Genomic DNA, 18,710 nt, shown 5'->3' with positions numbered 1-18,710 from the left:
TGGTCATCTATCGCATTGATGATCGCGGTGCCGACGGCGCTGGTCCTCACCGCCGTTTATGGGTTCACGACCTAGTTTCCACGACAGCAATTGAAGGTTTATGCACGTCGTTAACGGCGATCAGCCCATCTTTAACCAGCTAAATGTTGAACCTGCTGCACTTTTCTCTTTTGGAGTAGAGTGGCCATTAACTCTTCGCAGAGCGGCTATAACTTGATAGATAATAAGGCGTTAAGAATTGGGGGCGAATGGTCGCCAAGTTGGGGCAAAGGGGATTTTCGACGTGGGATATGGCATGAAGATGGGCGGCCTGGTTGCGGCCGCGATGGTGATGGCTGCGGCTGCTCCGGTCAGCGCGGCAAAGCAGGTCAGCGGCGTCGATCTGCAGTTCCAGGGCGGCAGCGATGTCTATTCGGGCACCTTCGGGCGCGCCATGATCGGACGCGGCGACTTTGCCGACACCTTGAAGTTCACGCTCAATCAGTCGAGGCTGCTGTTCAGCGCCAGCCTGACCAGCACGGCGACGAGCCAGAACAAGGCCGGCGACATTAACTTCACCAGCGTGAGCCTGGCCGACAGTCTCGGCAAGGTGATCGGCGGGTTCAAGATTGAGAACGGCAAGATCCTGTCGTCGGCTTACCTCGAAAACGCACTGCTGCTGGACGCCGGCAGCTATACGCTGAACATCGGCGGCTTTTCGTTCGGCTCAGCGCAATATGGCGGCAATACTACGGTTGCGGCGGTGCCCGAAGCGGCAACCTGGATGACGATGCTGGTCGGCTTCGGCGCGATCGGTGGCGCCATCCGCGCGCGCCGCTCCTCGCGGACGCTCGCCAACGCCTGATCGCCGGCGCGAGGATGATGCAGAGGGGTCATGGCGCGAGCCGTGGCCCCTTTTGCTTGCCCGAAGACGCTGTGCGAGCCGCCCCATGATCGTTCGCGGGCGCACCACCCAATACCGGCTGATGATCGTCGCGGCGGCCGGCAACCGATGCGCTCCCGCCACTCCTGCTCCTGGCGATCCGTTAAGGTCGGGGCGACGCAATTCACTCCAAAGCGATTGGATCCTCTCGCGGGGGTGCGCTCCGTTACGGAGGAAAAACCTTCATTTAACCAGAGACATAGAACGGCGGGCCACCTGTCCTCCCTATAGAAAAGGCCGTGCAGACGACGGCACCTTAAAGGGAGAGCAACGTGGCGAATTACGTGTTCAACGCACTGAGCGGCCTTCAATCCGCATTGTTCGGCAGCAACGACAATATCCTGTTCGGGAATGGTCTCACCGCATCCGATGTGTCCGTGTCCAGCAATGGACTGATAACTACCGTCGGCACCGGCTCCTTGTCCTTGTCCTTTCCTACCTCGTCCTTGTCCCTCGCCAGTTCCAGGGGCGCGCTGACCTTCAACGACGGCTCCCACCTGTTCACCGGCACGACCACGGCCGACCAGATGCGCGGCGCCCCGGGCAACGATGCCATGTATGGCGGCGAAGGCAACGATCAGTTGCAGGGCGATGACGGGAACGACTACATCTTCGGCGGCTCGGGCGCGGACACGCTGATGGGCGATGCCGGCAACGACCATCTGTACGGCAATACCGGCGCCACCGGTGCGGATGGCGACGACGTCGTCTATGGAGGCGCGGGTATCGACTATATCCACGGCAATGCAGGAAACGACTGGATCGATGGCGGCCTGGACAATGATCGGCTGTTCGGCGGCCAGGGCCAGGACAGGTTGTTCGGCGGCGATGGCAATGACAGCATCAACGGCAATTACGGCAACGACTCCCTTTCCGGCGGCGCGGGCAACGATGTGCTGCGTGGCGGCAAGGATAGCGACCTGCTCGACGGCGGCACCGGCAACGACACGTTGATGGGCGACAACGGCACGGACACGCTGACCGGCGGATCGGGCGCGGACGTCTTCGTCTTCAAGGGCAATGACAGCCCGCTGATCGGCAGCGACATGCTGCTGAACGGTGCGGACCGCATCACCGACTTCCACCATGGCGAGGATCGGATCGACCTCAACTTCGACCCCACGGAGGTGGTGCATGGAGTGGCGGCAACCGCCGCGACCCTGGTGTCCACGGCGCTCCAGGCCCTGGTCGGTCAGCCCGACCACGGCGTGGCGGCGATCGGCTTCGGCCAGGACACGTACCTGTTCTACAGCGCGGTCGGCGGATCGGTTGCCGACAGCGTGGTGCGGCTGGACGCGGTCGACTCCCATTCGATCGCCCTGTCCGACTTCATCTGATCTGCGGCAGGCGGCCGGGGCGTCGACCATTCGGCGTCCCGGCGGCCTCTGCCCCACCTGCTCCGGCAGGCTTGCCGCATCGGTCGTGCGGTACGGAACATGCTCACCTTGCATTCCTGCCCCCCCATTGCTAGGCGCGACCCAACAGGAGCGGGCAGCCGATCGGCTGGCCCGCTTTTGCCTCACCCGGCGGGCGCGGGGCATCATCAAATCAGGGGACGACGAACGCGTGGAGCATTCCGGCGGCATTCAGGCAAGCCTTAGCGGACGATATGCAACCGCCTTGTTCGAGCTTGCGCGCGACGAGAACCAGCTGGATTCGGTCGGCCGCAGTGTAGCGACCTTGCGCCAGGCACTGTCCGAATCGGACGACCTCCGGCGCCTGATCGCCAGCCCGCTGGTCGGGCGCGGTGACGCGGCAAAGGCGATTGCGGCCGTCGCGGCCGATCTCCAGCTCGATCCGATCACCACCCGGTTTCTGGGCGTCCTTGCCGGCAATCGCCGCCTGGCCACGCTGGGCGCCGTGCTGCGCGACTTCGCGACGCTTGCGGCATGCCACCGGGGTGAGACCACCGCACAGGTGATCAGCGCCCACCCGCTCGACCAGGGGCAGATGGCGGCGCTCACCGCGCGGCTGAAGTCGATGGTCGGCAGCGAGGTCACGGTCGATGCCACCGTCGATCCCTCCATTCTCGGCGGGCTGATCGTCCGCCTCGGCAGCCGTCAGATCGACGGCTCGATCCGCACCAAATTGAACGCACTCGCGACTGCGATGAAAGGCTGAACATGGAAATCCGCGCGGCAGAAATCTCCAAGGTCATCCGTGACCAGATCGCGAACTTCGGCACGGATGCCGAAGTGTCGGAAGTGGGTTCGGTTCTTTCGGTCGGCGACGGCATCGCCCGCATCCATGGTCTGGACAAGGTCCAGGCGGGCGAGATGGTCGAGTTCGCCAACGGCGTGCAGGGCATGGCGCTGAACCTCGAAGCCGACAATGTCGGCGTCGTGATCTTCGGCTCCGACGCGGAGATCCGCGAAGGCGACACGGTGAAGCGCACCGGCGCGATCGTCGACGTGCCCGTCGGCAAGGGCCTGCTCGGCCGCGTGGTCGATGGCCTCGGCAACCCGATCGACGGCAAGGGCCCGATCGTCGCCGAACAGCGCAGCCGCGTCGAGGTGAAGGCGCCCGGCATCATCCCCAGGAAGTCGGTGCACGAGCCGGTGCAGACCGGCCTCAAGGCGCTGGACGCGCTGGTTCCGGTCGGCCGCGGTCAGCGCGAGCTGATCATCGGCGACCGTCAGACCGGCAAGTCGGCCGTGGCGATCGACGCCTTCATCAACCAGAAGGGCGCGAACGCCGGCACGGACGAGAGCAAGAAGCTCTACTGCATCTACGTCGCGGTCGGTCAGAAGCGGTCCACCGTGGCGCAACTGGTCAAGACGCTGGAAGAAAATGGCGCGATGGAATATTCCATCGTGGTCGCCGCTACCGCGTCCGAGCCGGCGCCGATGCAGTTCCTCGCGCCCTATACCGGTGCGGCGATGGGCGAATATTTCCGCGACAACGCCATGCACGCGCTGATCGTGTATGACGATCTGTCGAAGCAGGCAGTGGCCTATCGCCAGATGTCGCTGCTGCTGCGCCGTCCGCCGGGCCGCGAAGCCTATCCGGGAGACGTCTTCTATCTCCACTCGCGCCTGCTGGAGCGTGCGGCCAAGCTGAACGACGACAATGGAAACGGTTCGCTCACCGCGCTGCCGATCATCGAGACGCAGGCGGGCGACGTGTCGGCCTATATCCCGACCAACGTGATCTCGATCACCGATGGCCAGATCTTCCTGGAAACGGACCTGTTCTATCAGGGCATCCGTCCCGCCATCAATGTCGGCCTGTCGGTCAGCCGCGTCGGTTCCGCCGCGCAGACCAAGGCGATGAAGAAGGTTGCGGGCTCGATCAAACTGGAGCTGGCGCAGTATCGCGAGATGGCCGCCTTCGCCCAGTTCGGTTCGGACCTCGATGCCTCGACCCAGCGCCTGCTGAACCGTGGCGCGCGCCTGACCGAGCTGTTGAAGCAGCCGCAGTTCCAGCCGCTGCCGTTCGAGGAGCAGGTCGCGTCGATCTTTGCCGGCACCAACGGCTATATCGATGCGCTGCCGGTGACGGACGTGGTCCGCTACGAAGCGGCGATGCTCGCCTATCTGCGCTCGGACCATGCGGGGATCCTTGCCACGATCCGCGACAGCAAGGACTTCACGGACGACACCAAGAGCAAGCTGAAGGGCGCGCTCGACAGCTTCGCCAAGACGTTCGCTTAAACCGTTCCGTGCTCCCGCGCAGGCGGGAGCCTAGGCCTGGGTTCCCGCCTGCGCGGGAACACGAGAAGGAAGCAAAGTGGCCAGCCTCAAGGCGCTTAAGAACCGGATCAGCTCGGTCAAATCGACCCAGAAGATCACCAAGGCGATGAAAATGGTCGCCGCCGCCAAGTTGCGTCGCGCGCAGCAGGCGGCCGAAGCCGGACGCCCCTATGCCGAGCGCCTCAACGCCGTAATGGCGAGCCTGGCGCCCAAGGTTACGGTGGGGCCGAACAGCCCGCGCCTGCTCGCCGGGACCGGCTCCGACCAGAAGCAGCTGCTGGTGGTCGCGACGTCCGAGCGTGGTCTGGCGGGTGCATTCAACACCAACATCGTCCGCGCCGCCCGCAAGCGGGCCGACGAACTGATCGCGGCCGGCAAGGACGTGCGCTTCTACCTGATCGGCAAGAAGGGCCGTGCGGTCATCCAGCGTCTCTATCCGGGCAAGATCGTCCACCAGGTCGATCAGAGCCACATCAAGAACGTCGCCTTCACCGACGCGCTGGAGGTTGCGCGCGACCTGACCGCCCGGTTCGAGGCGGGTGAATATGACGTCGCGCACCTGTTCTTCGCCAAGTTCCAGTCGGCGCTGGTGCAGCTGCCGACCGAGGTCCAGCTGGTCCCGGTGTCGATCCCCGCGAACGACACCGCCACGACCGGCGCCACGGCGGCGGTGGAATATGAGCCGGACGAGGAATCGATCCTGGCCGAGTTGCTGCCGCGCAACATCGCGATCCAGCTGTTCCGCGCGATGCTGGAAAATGCCGCGTCCGAACAGGGCAGCCGCATGAACGCGATGGACAATGCGACGCGCAATGCCGGCGACATGATCAATCGCTTGAGCATCCAGTATAACCGCACCCGCCAGGCCGCCATCACGACCGAGCTGGTGGAGATCATCTCGGGCGCCGAAGCGCTCTAAGCAGAACACGAAGGCAAGGAACGACCTCATGGCCACCGCCCCCGCAATCAGCTTCGGCACCAACAATGTCGGCCGCATCGCCCAGGTGATCGGCGCCGTCGTCGACGTGCAGTTCGACGGCGAACTGCCGGCGATCCTGTCCGCGCTGGAAACCCGCAACGGCGACATCCGCCTGGTGCTGGAAGTAGCCCAGCACCTGGGTGAAAACACCGTCCGCACCATCGCGATGGATTCCACGGACGGCCTGACCCGCGGCCAGGAAGTGACGGACACCGGTTCGCAGATCCGCGTGCCCGTCGGCCCCAAGACGCTCGGCCGCATCCTGAACGTGGTCGGCGCGCCGATCGACGAGCGTGGCCCGATCAAGTCCGACATCACCGGGCCGATCCACAACAAGGCGCCGGACTTCATCGACCAGTCGACCGAAGCCGCCATCCTAGTCACCGGCATCAAGGTGATCGACCTGCTCGCGCCTTATGCGAAGGGTGGCAAGATCGGCCTGTTCGGCGGCGCCGGCGTCGGCAAGACCGTGCTGATCCAGGAGCTGATCAACAACATCGCCAAGGGCCATGGCGGCGTATCCGTGTTCGCCGGCGTCGGCGAGCGCACCCGCGAGGGCAACGACCTTTATCACGAATTCCTCGATGCGGGCGTTATCGCCAAAGACGCCGACGGCAATCCGACCGAGGAAGGGTCCAAGGTCGCCTTGGTGTTCGGCCAGATGAACGAGCCGCCGGGGGCGCGCGCCCGCGTCGCCCTCTCCGGCCTCGCCAATGCGGAATATTTCCGCGACGTCGAGGGCCAGGACGTGCTGTTCTTCGTCGACAACATTTTCCGCTTCACCCAGGCGGGTTCGGAAGTGTCGGCGTTGCTCGGCCGCATCCCGTCGGCGGTAGGCTATCAGCCGACCCTCTCGACCGATATGGGCGCGTTGCAGGAGCGGATCACGTCGACCAACAAGGGTTCGATCACCTCGGTGCAGGCGATCTACGTGCCCGCCGACGACTTGACCGATCCGGCGCCCGCCACCTCCTTCGCCCACCTGGACGCGACGACCACGCTTAGCCGCGCCATCTCCGAGCTGGGCATCTACCCGGCGGTGGACCCGCTCGATTCGACCAGCCGCGTGCTGAGCCCGGCCGTCGTCGGCCAGGAGCATTACGAGGTTGCCCGCGCGGTCCAGGAAGTGCTGCAGAAGTACAAGTCGCTGCAGGACATCATCGCCATCCTCGGCATGGACGAGCTGTCCGAAGAGGATAAGCTGACCGTGCAGCGCGCGCGCAAGATCCAGCGTTTCCTCAGCCAGCCGTTCCACGTCGCGGAAGTCTTTACCGGCATTCCCGGCAAGTTCGTGCAGGTTGAGGACACCGTCCGCTCGTTCAAGGCGGTGGTCGACGGCGAGTACGACCATCTGCCGGAAGCCGCTTTCTACATGGTGGGCGGCATCGACGAAGCAGTCGAGAAGGCCAAGAAGCTGGCCGATCAGGCCTGATGCTCGCGCCGCTGCGCCTGGAAGATGCGGTCAACCAAGTCTGTCCGTGGTCGGGTGATCCGATCGCGGCGGATGCGCTGACCGTGTACCAAGGCGCAGTGGTCGGCTTCTGCAATCCCGGCTGTCGCGACAAGTTCGAGGCAGCCACCCGCGCTTTCGACAGCGCGATCAAGGAACGGTAATGGCTCTCCACTTCGAACTCGTCACACCGGAAAAGCTGGTCCGCTCGGAAGATGTCCACATGGTGGTCGTCCCCGGCACCGAAGGCGATTTCGGCGTGCTGGAGGCCCATGCGCCGCTCATGTCGGTGGTCCGCAACGGCGAGATCACCGTTTTTTCCGGCCCGAACAACGTCGCCGCCCGCATCCATGTGGAAGGCGGCTTCGCTGAGGTCAGCGCCACCGGCCTGACCGTTCTGGCAGAGGCATCCAGCGACATCGCCTGAACCACGGACGATCGGCCTTAAATCCGCGTCAAGGTTTCCACGTTATTGACCACCTCTCCCGACTGCGGGTCGGATCATGAGGGGTAAGCATGAGCGCGTTCGGGCGTAGAGGTGGGATCGGGACCAGTGGCGCGCGGCCGGCATTCGGCGTGGCCAAGCCGATGCAAAGCGGTAGCGGGCTTGAGGGCGGCGGCCAGTTCCCGCCGTTCGAGACGGTCCTGACATCCGGCCCGTCGGCGCCGCTCGACGCAATGGCGCGGCTGGCCGATCGGGTCGCGGCTTCGGGAGAGGCAGGCAATTCCGCCCCGCAAGGCTTCGAGGCCTCGGTCCACAAGATCAAGGAACAGGTGCTGCCGCGCCTGCTGGAGCGCATCGACCCCGAGGCGGCGGCCACCCTCAACAAGGAAGAACTGGCCGAGGAATTCCGCCCGATCGTGGGCGAGGTTCTGGCCGAACTGAAGATCACCCTGAACCGACGCGAGCAGTTCGCGCTGGAAAAGGTGTTGGTCGACGAACTGCTCGGCCTGGGGCCGCTGGAGGAATTGCTGGCCGATCCGCTGGTCAGCGACATCATGGTCAACGGTCCCGACCAGACCTATGTCGAACGCAAGGGCAAGCTGGAACTGGCGCAGATCCAGTTCCGCGACGAGGAGCATCTGTTCCAGATCGCCCAGCGCATCGTCAGCAAGGTCGGCCGTCGCGTGGATCAGACCACCCCGCTCGCTGACGCGCGCCTCCAGGACGGCAGCCGCGTCAACGTGATCGTGCCGCCGCTGTCGCTGCGCGGCACCGCCATCTCCATCCGTAAATTCTCCGCCAAGCCGATCACGCTCGACATGATGGCCAAGGGCGGCAGCATGTCGGACAAGATGGCGACCACCCTGAAGATCGCTGGAGCGAGCCGCTTCAACATCGTCATCTCGGGCGGTACCGGCTCGGGCAAGACGACGATGCTGAACGCGATTTCCAAAATGATCGATCCGGGCGAGCGCGTGCTGACGATCGAGGATGCGGCCGAACTCCGCCTGCAACAGCCGCACTGGCTGCCGCTGGAAACCCGCCCCGCCAATCTGGAGGGTCAGGGTGAGATCGCGATCCGCGACCTGGTCAAGAACGCGCTGCGTATGCGCCCCGACCGCATCATCCTGGGCGAAATTCGTGGCTCCGAATGTTTCGACCTGCTCGCGGCGATGAACACCGGCCATGACGGCTCGATGGCCACGCTCCACTCCAACAGCCCGCGCGAATGCTTGGCGCGCATGGAAAATATGGTGATGATGAGCGACATCAAGGTGCCCAAGGAAGCGATCAGCCGCCAGATCGCGGACTCGGTCGACCTGATCGTCCAGGTGAAGCGCCTGCGTGACGGCAGCCGCCGTGTCACCAACATCACCGAGGTGATCGGGATGGAAGGCAACGTCATCGTCACGCAGGAATTGTTCAAGTTCGAGTTTCTCGATGAGGGCTCCGACGGCAAGATCATCGGCGAATATCGTTCCATGGGCCTGCGCCCCTACACGCTCGACAAGGCCAAGCAGTTCGGCTTCGACCAGCCGTTCCTGGAAGCGTGCCTGTAAGTGCCGGCCGACCTGACCCGGATATTTGGAGGGCGCGGCCGGTTTCTGCTGCTCGTGCTGCTGATGCTGGGCCTGATGACGCCAGCATTGATCGCGGCGCCGATGAGCCATGACAGCTTCTGGATCGACCGGGTCTGGCTGGAACAGTTCACGGCCGGGTTGCGCGCCGGCAATCCGTATCCGCGCTGGCTGCCGTTGTCATTCGGCGGGCTCGGCGCGCCGGTTTTCTACTTTTACGCGCCCTTGTCCTTCCATCTGGCGGGACTGTTCGGGCTGGCGGGTCTGCCCACCTACGCCGCTTTGATGGCGGCGTTTGGCGCCGCCTGGCTCGGGTCCGGGTTCGCCATGTATGCCTGGCTGAAGCGGGATGCGCCGGCCCCCTTGGTCGGCGCTGGGCTCTACATGGTCATGCCCTACCACGTGATGGACTTTTACGGGCGCGGGGCGCTGGCGGAGTTCTGCGCCTTTGCCCTGATCCCGCTGGTTGCGCTTGGGCTACGGCGGTCGACGGAGGGAGGCGGCAGCGCGCGCCTGGCGCTGCCCTATGCCGCGCTGGCCATGACGCACCTGCCCACGGCAGTGATCGTCAGCGCGCTGCTGATTGTCCCTGCCGCCGTCTGGTACGCCCGAGCGGACTGGCGCAAGCTGGTTCCGGCGATCCAGGGCGTAACATGCGGCATCGGCCTGGCTGCCATCTACCTGCTGCCGGCCTTGACCTTGCAGCATCATAGCTCCGTTGCGGCGCTCTGGTCAGTGCGGTTCCTGCAGCCGGGCAGTTGGAGCATCCTGCATCCCCAGGCATGGCCCAGCACCAGCTATGTGCTGATGTTCGCCGGACTGGCACTCTGTACGGCACTGGCGGCACTGGTCCTGTCGCGGCGATCCCTGCCCTTCTGGCCGCTGTGGACGATCGTTGTCTGTGCGATCGTCGCAGGCCTGATCCCCGGCGTCTGGTCGCTGCCGGTGCTGAAAGCCGTGCAATTTCCGTGGCGCGCACTGGCGCTCGCCGAATTCGGAGTGGTGACTGTAGCCGCCTGCTACCGCGGCTCTCCCGTGATCGCCACGGCCATGCTCAGCCCGCTGCTGGGTTTCACCTTTTTGATGATCAATCCCGCAAACCCCATGGGTGGCGATCCGATGCAGCCGCTGCCGGTACCGGGCCGGCAGGACGTGATCGAATATCTTCCCATCGGCGCTGTCGGACCGGAGCGGACGGCGCGGGTGGATGCGATCCGCCAGGCAGTAGTATCGGCAGGTCGTCACCCGGCGTCCACATTCCCCTTCCCCTCGCTCAAGGCACGCTGCGCCGACGGGCGGGTGACCAATCTAGCGCGCAATCCCGAAAGCCCGCTGGTCTTCTCCCCACCCCTTGGCTGTGCCGTGTCGGTGGAGCATGTGCCGGCGGAGCGGCTCGGGGCGGCGATCAGCCTGCTGTTCGCGTGCCTGCTCGCGGGTTTCACGCTGCCGCGGCAGCGCCGCCGGCGCTGGCCGTTCACCCCCCAGTGCGCGGCCAGCGGGTGTTGCTTAGCTCCCCAGCTTGTTCAGCTTTTCCTGGATCTGTGCCAGTTGGTCCTTGAGCGATGACAGGTCGTCACCACCCGTCGAGGCGGCAGTGGGCGCCGCCGGCTGCTGCGGCTGCGGTGCGGCAAAGGGCGGCATGCCGGTTCCACCACCGGCCTTGAACGCGTTCGCCGCCGCTTCGAACATGTCCATGTTGCGCTTGGCGATTTCGGCGAAGGGTCCACCGGCGAAGGCGCCTTCCATCGCTTGGCGGAACTGGCTCTGGTTGCGACGGAACGCTTCCATCGACGCTTCCAAATATTGCGGCACCATCGACTGCATCGAATCGCCGTAGAGCGAGATCAGCTGGCGCAGAAAGCTGACCGGCAGCATCGTCTGCCCGCGGCTCTCCTCCTCCATGATGATCTGGGTTAGGACGTTGTGGGTGATGTCGTCCTCGGTCTTGGCGTCGATCACCTTGAAGTCGCGGCCATCGCGCGTCATCTGCGCCAGATGTTCGAGCGTGATATAGCTCGACGACTCGGTATTGTAGAGGCGACGGTTGGCGTACTTCTTGATGATCACCGTTCCCGATTGATCGGACGATTTCGCCATGCCCCAGCCCCTCTCCTCGCAAAGCGGAACCGTAGCATCATCGCTTGGTGCGGCGCAACACAGGCCGCGCCCCCTGCCATTGTTTCTCAACATGCTGCGCAGCGAAACCGCCGATGCGCCGGACCGCACCGCGGCAGCCTTGAAGGGGTTGCGCGCGTACCAGAGCGCGCCGCGTGATGCCGGTCTGCCGCCGATGCGGGCCATTGCCCAAGCCGGACGCGCCCGGCTGCGCGACTATGGAGGCGCGGGACCGCCCGTCATCTTCGTACCGTCGCTGATCAACCCGCCCGACATATTGGACCTGGACGGGCAAAGGTCGCTGCTCCGCTGGTTGGCTGGACAGGGATTTCGGCCGCTGCTGCTGGACTGGGGCTTTCCTGCCGCCGACGAGCGAGACTTGTCGGTCGCGGATCATGTCCAACGCTTTCTGCTGCCGTTGGTGGATCAGGTGGGTCCGTCCGTGACGCTGGCGGGTTACTGCCTGGGCGGCACCATGGCGCTCGCCGCCGCCGCCCTCAGACCGGTGCGCGGCCTTGCTTTGATCGCTACGCCATGGCGGTTCGGATCCTATCCGGCCGAGACGCTGCGTGCGCTGGACCAGTTGTGGGAGCATGCGGAGGCCGCTTGCGCCGTATTGGGCGTGATGCCGATGGAGGTGCTGCAAACCGCATTCTGGCAGCTCGATCCCGGCCGCCCGATCCGCAAATATGAGGCATTCGGCGCACTCGCGCCCGACGATCGGGCGGCACGGGCCTTTGTCCGCTTGGAGGATTGGGCGAATGACGGCCCGCCCCTCACCTATGGCGTGGCGCGCGAGCTGTTCGTGGACCTGTTCCGCCGGGACGTGACCGGGCGCAGGCAATGGCGCATCGTGGGGCAGCGCATCGATCCGGCCTCGATCCGCGCGCCGGTCCTGGAGGTGACGTCCACCACCGACCACATCGCTCCCGCATGCAGTGCCGCAGGGGTCGGCGCGCGGATCGACCTAGAACTCGGCCACGTCGGCATGATCGTAGGCCGCCATGCCCGCCGCGCGGTGTGGGAACCGCTTGCCGAGTGGCTTTCGCGCACCGCATCCAGCTGATAGGCCATTTACCACTTTTCGCGATAGCAGGAGCATTCATGACCGACGTCGTCATCACCGCCGCCAAGCGCACGCCGGTCGGCAGTTTCCTCGGCCACTTTGCGACCACTCCCGCCCACGAACTGGGCCGGATCGCGATTCAAGCGGCGCTGGCCGACGCCAAGGTCGATCCGGCCGACGTGGACGAGGTCATCCTGGGTCAGGTGTTGACGGCGGGCCAGGGCCAGAATCCGGCGCGCCAGGCATCGATGGGCGCGGGCATTCCGCAGGAGGTTCCGGCCTGGAGCGTGCAGCAGGTCTGCGGCTCCGGCCTGCGCGCGGTCGCCGTTGCCGCCCAGTCGATCCTCGCGGGCGACGCCAGGATCATCGTCGCCGGCGGCCAGGAGAACATGACCCTGTCGCCCCACGCACAAACGCTGCGCGCGGGGCAGAAGATGGGCAATCTCGATCTGGTCGACACCATGATCAAGGATGGCCTGACCGACGTGTTCAACGGCTATCACATGGGCATCACCGCCGAAAACCTGGCCGACAAATATCAGATCACGCGCGAGCAGCAGGACGAGTTCGCCTGCGCCAGCCAGAACAAGGCCGAGGCAGCGCGCCGCGACGGCCGCTTCGATGCGGAGATCGCGCCGGTCACGATCAAGGGTCGCAAGGGCGACACGATCGTCGACAAGGATGAATTCATCCGCGAAGGGGTGGTGGTCGCCAGCCTCGCCGGGCTGCGCCCCGCCTTCAAGAAGGAGGGCAGCGTCACCGCCGCCAACGCTTCCGGCCTGAATGACGGCGCGGCGGCCCTGGTGGTGATGTCGTCCGACGAGGCGGAACGTCGCGGATCGCCCGTTCTGGCCCGGATCAAGAGCTGGGCGTCGTGCGGCGTCGATCCGTCCATCATGGGTATCGGCCCCGTCCCCGCCAGCCAGAAGGCGCTGGAAAAGGCCGGCTGGACGCTTGCCGACCTGGACCTGATCGAGGCGAACGAGGCCTTTGCCGCCCAGGCGCTGGCGGTCGGGCAGGAACTCGGCTGGGATCCGGCCAAGGTGAACGTGAATGGCGGCGCGATCGCCATCGGCCATCCGATCGGCGCATCGGGCGCGCGCGTGCTCACCACCCTGCTGCACGAAATGCAACGCCGCGACGCCAAGAAGGGTCTGGCGACTTTGTGCATCGGCGGCGGCATGGGCATCGCGCTCTGCGTCGAGCGCGACTGACCTTACCCTTCGTACAGCTCCAGCGGCAGCCCGTCCGGGTCCGCGAAGAAGGTGAACCTCTTGCCGGTATAGGGATCGACGCGGACGGGCTCCACGTCGATCCCCCGTGCGGCGATGCCCGCCACCACGGCGTTGAGATCATCGACGGAGAAAGCGAGGTGGCGCAGCCCCTGCGCCTCCGGTCGTGACGGTCGCAACGGGGCGTCCGGGAAGCTGAACAGCTCGATCTGGATGGAGCCGAGTGTCAGGTCGCCCTTCCAGCTATTCCGTTCCGCTCGGAAATGTTCGGCCGCCAGTTCAAAGCCGAGCACCTCCGTGTAGAAACGCTTGGACGCGGCATAGTCCGACGCAATGATCGCGACGTGGTGGATGGAAAGCAGCATGGGCGCCGCTTAGGCGTGAACGGAGCATTGCACACCCCCTGTCCGTTCCCCCGGGCTCATTCGCCGTTCACAATCGAGGAGGCACTCACACCGCCATGAGCATCCGTCTGACCCGACGCACCATGATCGGCGCCGCCGGCGCATCCTTGTTCGCACCCGCCATCGCGGCCGCCCCCACAAGCCCGGCTTTCTCGTGGGACATGCTGCAGGCCGAGGCCTTGAAGCGCGCGCGCCAGCCCTATGTCGCGCCTCCTGCCCCGCCCGCCGGGCTCGACGCGGTGACGTATGACGCGCTCAACCACATCTCCTACCGTGCCGACGCCGCTTTGTGGCGCGGCACCCCGCAGGAGGTGCGCTTCTTTCCGCAAAGCCGGAATGCGCAGGCCGGCGTGCCCGTCTCCGTCGTGGAGCGTGGCGGCGCGCGCGCGCTGCCATTCACGCGTGAACTGTTCGCCGGCGGCGAGCGTCTGCCGCCGACGGCGAACGGCTTTTCCGGGTTCCGGGTGATGATGCCGGGGGGGAACAGCGACTGGCTGGCATTCCAAGGCGCCTCCTACTTCCGTGCCTCCGGCGCGCTCGACCAATATGGCTTGTCGGCGCGTGCGCTGGCGATCGACACCGGCCTGTCCACGCCGGAGGAATTTCCAAGCTTCACCCATTTCTGGCTCGAGCAGGGGCCGGGTGACGCCGTTACCATCTATGCCCTGCTCGATTCGCCGCGCGCCGCCGGCGCATGGCGGTTCGTCAACAGACGCGGCCCGCAAGGCGTCACCCAGGATGTCAGCTGCGTGCTGCAACTCCGTGCCGACGTGGCCCGGCTGGGCATCGCCCCGCTTACCAGCATGTTCTGGTATGGCGAAGGCGACCGGGACAAGGCGGTCGACTGGCGGCCGGAGATCCACGACAGCGACGGGCTCGCCATGCTGACCGGCGGCGGGGAGCGGATCTGGCGGCCGTTGCGGAACCCCAAGGCGACGCAGGTCAACAGCTTTGCCGATCGGGCACCCAAGGGCTTCGGCCTGCTCCAGCGCGATCGCAATTTCGACCATTATCAGGACGACGGTGTCTTCTACGAAAAGCGTCCGAGCCTGTGGGTCGAGCCGCAGGGCGACTGGGGTGCCGGATCGGTGATGCTGGTCGAACTGCCGACGACCAGGGAAACCGAAGACAATATCGTCGCCTGCTGGTCCCCCGAAGGTCCGGCGCGCGCCGGTCGCCGCTATTCCCTGTCCTATCGCCTGCGCTGGATCGCCGGCGAGCCGAACGCGCAGGGTGTCGCACGGGTCGTGGACACCTGGCGCGGGGTCGCCGCCGCCCCCGGTTTCGAACCGGTGAAAGGCGCGTCGCGGGTGGTGGTGGATTTCGCGGGCGATGCGCTGAAGGGGTTCGATCGCGCCAGCGGGGTCGCGCCCAACGTCAGTGCGGATCATGGTAAAGTGTTGACCGCCAATGCTTATCCGGTCGTCGGAACCTCCAATAGATGGCGCTTGATTGCCGACGTTGCGCCCGATAGTGACCGTGCGGTCGATCTCCGCGCCTTTCTGCACCGCAGCGGCGCCGCCTTGACTGAGACATTCCTGTATCAGCTATGATCGATACGGCGGTGCGGTAAGGAACCGTAACGCCGGCTCATGGCTTATATTGCCGACGGTCAAAAGGCCGCGGTGCAGGCAGGATGCTGAACTGGCGGAAAAAGCGAGTTTGGGAGAATGAGGCGTGTCCGTGGTGCAGGGGGCCAATGGCGAACTTTGGCGGGGGGATGACCTTCCGCCCGAACGTCCGCTGTCGATGCCGCAGCAGGACATGCACCAGACACCGCCGGCCACCGCCCTGCCGGCGGGCGGATCGCTGCTCGCCCGCCGCCTGTTCCTTGTTCTGGCCAGCGGCGCGATCGGGTTGGGCGCAAGCTTCGGGACGGCTGCTCCGCTGGCGCTCGACGGCTTCGATCCGGTGGATCAGGTGCTGACCCTGCTGAGCATGTCGTTGTTCGCGTGGATTGGCTTCGGCTTCCTGAACGCCCTGATCGGATTTGTGATGCTGTTCGGGCGGAGAGCCGGCACGGCCATTCCGCCCGCCGCTCTGCCCCAGCGGACCGTGGCGGTGCTGGTGCCGGTCTATAACGAGGATGTAGCGGCGCTGAGCAGCCGGCTCGCCGTGATGATGCGCAGCATCGTCCAGGCCGAGGCCGCTGATCTGTTCGACTTCTTCATCCTCAGCGACTCCCGCGCTTCGGCGGAGTCGTCCGAGCGCGCGGCCTGTCACCTGCTGCGTTCGTCCGGCGGGCCATCGGTCTTTTACCGTCGGCGCGCGGCGAATGTCGGCCGCAAGCCCGGCAATCTGGCGGAATGGATCCAGCGTTTCGGCGCCGGATACGAGTCCATGATCGTACTGGATGCCGACAGCATCATGAGTGCGGATGCCATGCTCCGACTGGCCGCGTCCATGGAGGCGGATCCGCGCGTCGCCCTGATCCAGACCAATCCGCTGCTGACCGGCGGACGAAGCGTATTTGCCCGCTGGCAGCAGTTCGCCGTTGCCTTCTATGGCCCGATCTTCGCCGCCGGCCTCGCCTGGTGGTCGGGCAACGAAGCAACCTTCTGGGGTCACAATGCCATTGTCCGCGTCCGCGCCTTTGCCGAAAGCTGCGGATTGCCGAAGCTGAGCGGCGCGGAGCCCCTCGGCGGACAGATCATGAGCCACGACATGGTGGAAGCCGCGTTGCTCCGCCGGCGCGGCTGGGCCACCCGCTTCATGGTGCTGCACCAGGGCTCCTATGAAGAATGCCCGCCGACCATGATCGACCATGCCGTGCGCGATCGGCGCTGGTGCCAGGGCAATTTGCAGCATCTCCGCCTGCTCGACACGGCGGGGCTGCACTGGATCAGCCGGTTGCAGCTGCTGATGGGCGCGTCGGCCTATCTCACCTCGCCGTTGTGGCTGCTGCTGCTCGCCACCGCCATGTTCCAGGCGGTACGGACGGGATCGCCGATTGCGGACCTCGATCCCCCGATCTGGCTGATCAGCCTGACGCTGACCTTGCTGTTCGGGCCGAAACTGTTGTCGCTGATCTGGGCGATGCGTGACGGGGCGCTTGTCCGTCGCCTCGGCGGATGGCGCGGAGTGTTGACCAGCGTGGCGGTGGACGTGCCCCTGTCGATCATCGCCGCGCCGATGATCATGGCATCGCAATGCCTGTCGATCGCGGAGATTCTGTCCGGCCGGCCGAGCGGTTGGCAGCCGCAGCGCCGCGACACGGATGGCGTGACCCTGGCGGAGGCGATGGATTATTTTCGCTGGCACATGCTGCTGGGCCTGGTCTTCTGGATCGCAGCTTTGTCGGGGCATGGCGGTGCGATCTGGCAGATGCCGATCGCACTGGGATTGCTGGGCGCGCCGTTCCTTGCGACTCTGACCTCGCGCGCGGATATCGGCACCGCCGCCGCCGCGCGCCGCATCTTTTCCGCCGATCCGCGCACCGAGGAGACGGGGGCCATGCCCGCGCGGACCACCACTCGCATGATGATCCGCGCGGGCGCGCCCGCCTGATCGACGCGCCTGATCAGCGTTGGGGCGGCGTTTCCTTCGGGCGGGCGGCCGACTGTTCGTTCGCATTATCCAGCGCATCGCCCGGATCGGGATGCTCCGACGTGGACGGCGTGCCGATGCGCGCGTCGCGGTTGACGCCTTCAATATCCGAATGCGGCGGGGTTTCGTGGGGCTTTGCCATGGTCTTCACTCCTTGCGACGATACGCATGGGCAACGCGCGCCGGCAGCATTGCGATGCATCGCCGTGGCGGATTGCCCCAAGGGCCGCTCCGGATTTCGCCGAAGGCTTCGCACGCGCTCGCGGAAGAAGCTGGACAAGGGACGTGCGGCCTGATCCTAGCAGCGGAGGCGCCGTCCATGCGCAAGGAGAGCAACGTCCGTGGCAAAAACCCGTATCGCTTTGGCCGGCATCGGCAAGATCGCCCGCGACCAGCATATCCCGACCCTCGCCAACAGCGATGGGTTCGAGCTGGCGGCGATCGTCACCAGCCATGCCCAGGTGGATGGCGTGCCGGCCTTTCGTACCGTGACCGAGATGATGCAGGCCCTGCCCGACATACAGGCGCTGTCGGTCTGCACCCCCCCGCGCGGCCGCCAGGCCTTGCTGGAGGAGGCCTTCGCGCACGGACTGGACGTGATGATCGAAAAGCCGCCGGCCGCAACCGTGAGCGAGGCAACCGGCTTTGCGGACATGGCGGCCAAGGCGAACAAGCTGCTCTACGTCACCTGGCATTCGCGCGAGGGCGCGGCGGTGGAGCCCGCCCGGGCATGGCTGAAGGACAAGGGCATCCGCCGCGTCGACATCGCTTGGAAGGAAGATGTGCGCGTCTGGCACCCCGGCCAGGAATGGATCTGGGAGCCGGGCATCGGCGTGTTCGATCCCGGCATCAACGCCCTGTCCGTCCTCACGGCCATCATGCCGCGCCCGGTGCGACTGGAGGATGCCGAACTTCGTTTCCCGTCCAACAAGGATGCGCCGATCGCGGCTTCGCTGACCATGAGCGAGCCACAGGGCGCGGTGATCCGGGCCGAGTTCGACTTCGACCAGCGCGGGCCGCAGACGTGGGACATCGTGGTCCAGACCGACGCGGGCACCGCAACGCTTTCGATTGGCGGCACCAGGCTGGCGATTGACGGGGAGCCGGTCGAGGTGAAGGAGGAGCCCGAATATGCCCGGCTCTACCGTCACTTTGCCGGCCTGCTTGCCGCACGCCGGAGCGACACCGACTTGTCGCCCTTCCATCTGGTGGCCGACGCATTCCTGCTGGGCCGTCGCCAGACGCTCGGCGCGTTCGACTGGAACGGCTGATCCCGGCTGTC

The 18,710-nt window shown here is 65.7% G+C and carries 18 protein-coding genes; 15 read left to right on the top strand and 3 right to left on the bottom strand.

Features of this window, described 5'->3' with window-relative positions:
* The first annotated feature begins 295 nt into the window (after positions 1-295).
* The 10 genes from Q0D93_RS12805 (at position 296) to Q0D93_RS12760 (ending at position 10,631) form a co-directional block, all read left to right on the top strand.
* Positions 296-844 carry an FxDxF family PEP-CTERM protein gene (locus tag Q0D93_RS12805; protein ID WP_294395006.1) on the top strand — a complete coding sequence of 183 codons (549 nt, stop codon included), beginning with the start codon at positions 296-298 and terminating at the stop codon, positions 842-844.
* A gap of 350 nt (positions 845-1,194) precedes the next feature.
* Entirely contained in the window at positions 1,195-2,259 is a 1,065-nt protein-coding gene (locus Q0D93_RS12800) for a calcium-binding protein (RefSeq protein ID WP_294395004.1), read from the top strand.
* A 229-nt stretch (positions 2,260-2,488) separates the two neighbouring features.
* Positions 2,489-3,043 carry a F0F1 ATP synthase subunit delta gene (locus Q0D93_RS12795; RefSeq protein ID WP_294395002.1) on the top strand — a complete coding sequence of 185 codons (555 nt, stop codon included), beginning with the start codon at positions 2,489-2,491 and terminating at the stop codon, positions 3,041-3,043.
* Positions 3,044-3,045: 2 nt separating this feature from the next.
* Entirely contained in the window at positions 3,046-4,575 is a 1,530-nt protein-coding gene (atpA, locus tag Q0D93_RS12790) for a F0F1 ATP synthase subunit alpha (protein ID WP_294394998.1), read from the top strand.
* A gap of 76 nt (positions 4,576-4,651) precedes the next feature.
* Positions 4,652-5,533 carry a F0F1 ATP synthase subunit gamma gene (locus tag Q0D93_RS12785; RefSeq protein WP_294394997.1) on the top strand — a complete coding sequence of 294 codons (882 nt, stop codon included), beginning with the start codon at positions 4,652-4,654 and terminating at the stop codon, positions 5,531-5,533.
* Between the two features lie 28 nt (positions 5,534-5,561).
* Complete coding sequence (gene atpD, locus Q0D93_RS12780) at positions 5,562-7,025, top strand: F0F1 ATP synthase subunit beta (RefSeq protein WP_294394995.1); 1,464 nt, start codon at positions 5,562-5,564, stop codon at positions 7,023-7,025.
* Positions 7,025-7,207, top strand: coding sequence for a glutathione S-transferase (locus Q0D93_RS12775; RefSeq protein WP_294394993.1), 183 nt, complete (start codon positions 7,025-7,027; stop codon positions 7,205-7,207). The genes atpD and Q0D93_RS12775 overlap by 1 nt, the downstream gene beginning before the upstream one ends.
* Positions 7,207-7,470, top strand: a complete 264-nt coding sequence (locus Q0D93_RS12770) for an ATP synthase F1 subunit epsilon (RefSeq protein WP_294394990.1) — start codon at positions 7,207-7,209, stop codon at positions 7,468-7,470. The genes Q0D93_RS12775 and Q0D93_RS12770 overlap by 1 nt, the downstream gene beginning before the upstream one ends.
* Before the next feature lie 89 nt (positions 7,471-7,559).
* Positions 7,560-9,047: a CpaF family protein gene (locus Q0D93_RS12765; protein WP_294394988.1), complete on the top strand. Its 1,488-nt coding sequence runs from the start codon at positions 7,560-7,562 to the stop codon at positions 9,045-9,047.
* Complete coding sequence (locus Q0D93_RS12760; RefSeq protein ID WP_294394986.1) at positions 9,048-10,631, top strand: hypothetical protein; 1,584 nt, start codon at positions 9,048-9,050, stop codon at positions 10,629-10,631.
* Here Q0D93_RS12760 and phaR read toward each other — a convergent pair.
* Complete coding sequence (gene phaR / locus Q0D93_RS12755) at positions 10,572-11,162, bottom strand: polyhydroxyalkanoate synthesis repressor PhaR (protein WP_294395018.1); 591 nt, start codon at positions 11,160-11,162, stop codon at positions 10,572-10,574. The genes Q0D93_RS12760 and phaR overlap by 60 nt on opposite strands.
* 193 nt (positions 11,163-11,355) lie before the next feature.
* On the opposite strand from phaR, the gene Q0D93_RS12750 reads away from it, so the two are divergent.
* A complete protein-coding gene (locus tag Q0D93_RS12750; protein ID WP_366510284.1) occupies positions 11,356-12,246 on the top strand; it encodes an alpha/beta fold hydrolase in 891 nt (296 codons plus the stop codon).
* A gap of 38 nt (positions 12,247-12,284) precedes the next feature.
* Positions 12,285-13,460 (top strand): acetyl-CoA C-acetyltransferase, encoded by a 1,176-nt coding sequence (locus Q0D93_RS12745; protein ID WP_294394983.1) that lies wholly within the window; start codon positions 12,285-12,287, stop codon positions 13,458-13,460.
* Between the two features lie 2 nt (positions 13,461-13,462).
* On the opposite strand, the gene Q0D93_RS12740 is transcribed toward Q0D93_RS12745, so the two are convergent.
* Positions 13,463-13,843, bottom strand: coding sequence for a VOC family protein (locus tag Q0D93_RS12740; RefSeq protein ID WP_366510283.1), 381 nt, complete (start codon positions 13,841-13,843; stop codon positions 13,463-13,465).
* Between the two features lie 95 nt (positions 13,844-13,938).
* Between Q0D93_RS12740 and Q0D93_RS12735 the strand changes: the two genes are divergently transcribed.
* Positions 13,939-15,435 (top strand): glucan biosynthesis protein, encoded by a 1,497-nt coding sequence (locus Q0D93_RS12735; RefSeq protein WP_294394981.1) that lies wholly within the window; start codon positions 13,939-13,941, stop codon positions 15,433-15,435.
* A gap of 124 nt (positions 15,436-15,559) precedes the next feature.
* A complete protein-coding gene (mdoH, locus tag Q0D93_RS12730) occupies positions 15,560-17,389 on the top strand; it encodes a glucans biosynthesis glucosyltransferase MdoH (protein ID WP_366510282.1) in 1,830 nt (609 codons plus the stop codon).
* A gap of 13 nt (positions 17,390-17,402) precedes the next feature.
* Here the strand turns inward: mdoH and Q0D93_RS12725 are convergent, their stop codons facing one another.
* Complete coding sequence (locus Q0D93_RS12725; protein ID WP_294394979.1) at positions 17,403-17,570, bottom strand: hypothetical protein; 168 nt, start codon at positions 17,568-17,570, stop codon at positions 17,403-17,405.
* A gap of 199 nt (positions 17,571-17,769) precedes the next feature.
* Here Q0D93_RS12725 and Q0D93_RS12720 point away from each other — a divergent pair, with 199 nt between their 5' ends.
* Positions 17,770-18,699 carry a Gfo/Idh/MocA family oxidoreductase gene (locus tag Q0D93_RS12720; protein WP_294394977.1) on the top strand — a complete coding sequence of 310 codons (930 nt, stop codon included), beginning with the start codon at positions 17,770-17,772 and terminating at the stop codon, positions 18,697-18,699.
* Positions 18,700-18,710: the final 11 nt, after the last annotated feature.

It is taken from the genome of uncultured Sphingomonas sp. (genome assembly GCF_934560975.1).
Classification (GTDB): domain Bacteria; phylum Pseudomonadota; class Alphaproteobacteria; order Sphingomonadales; family Sphingomonadaceae; genus Sphingomonas_I.
Note: the sequence above shows the minus strand (reverse complement) of the source record. Positions and strands in the feature narration are given on the sequence as shown.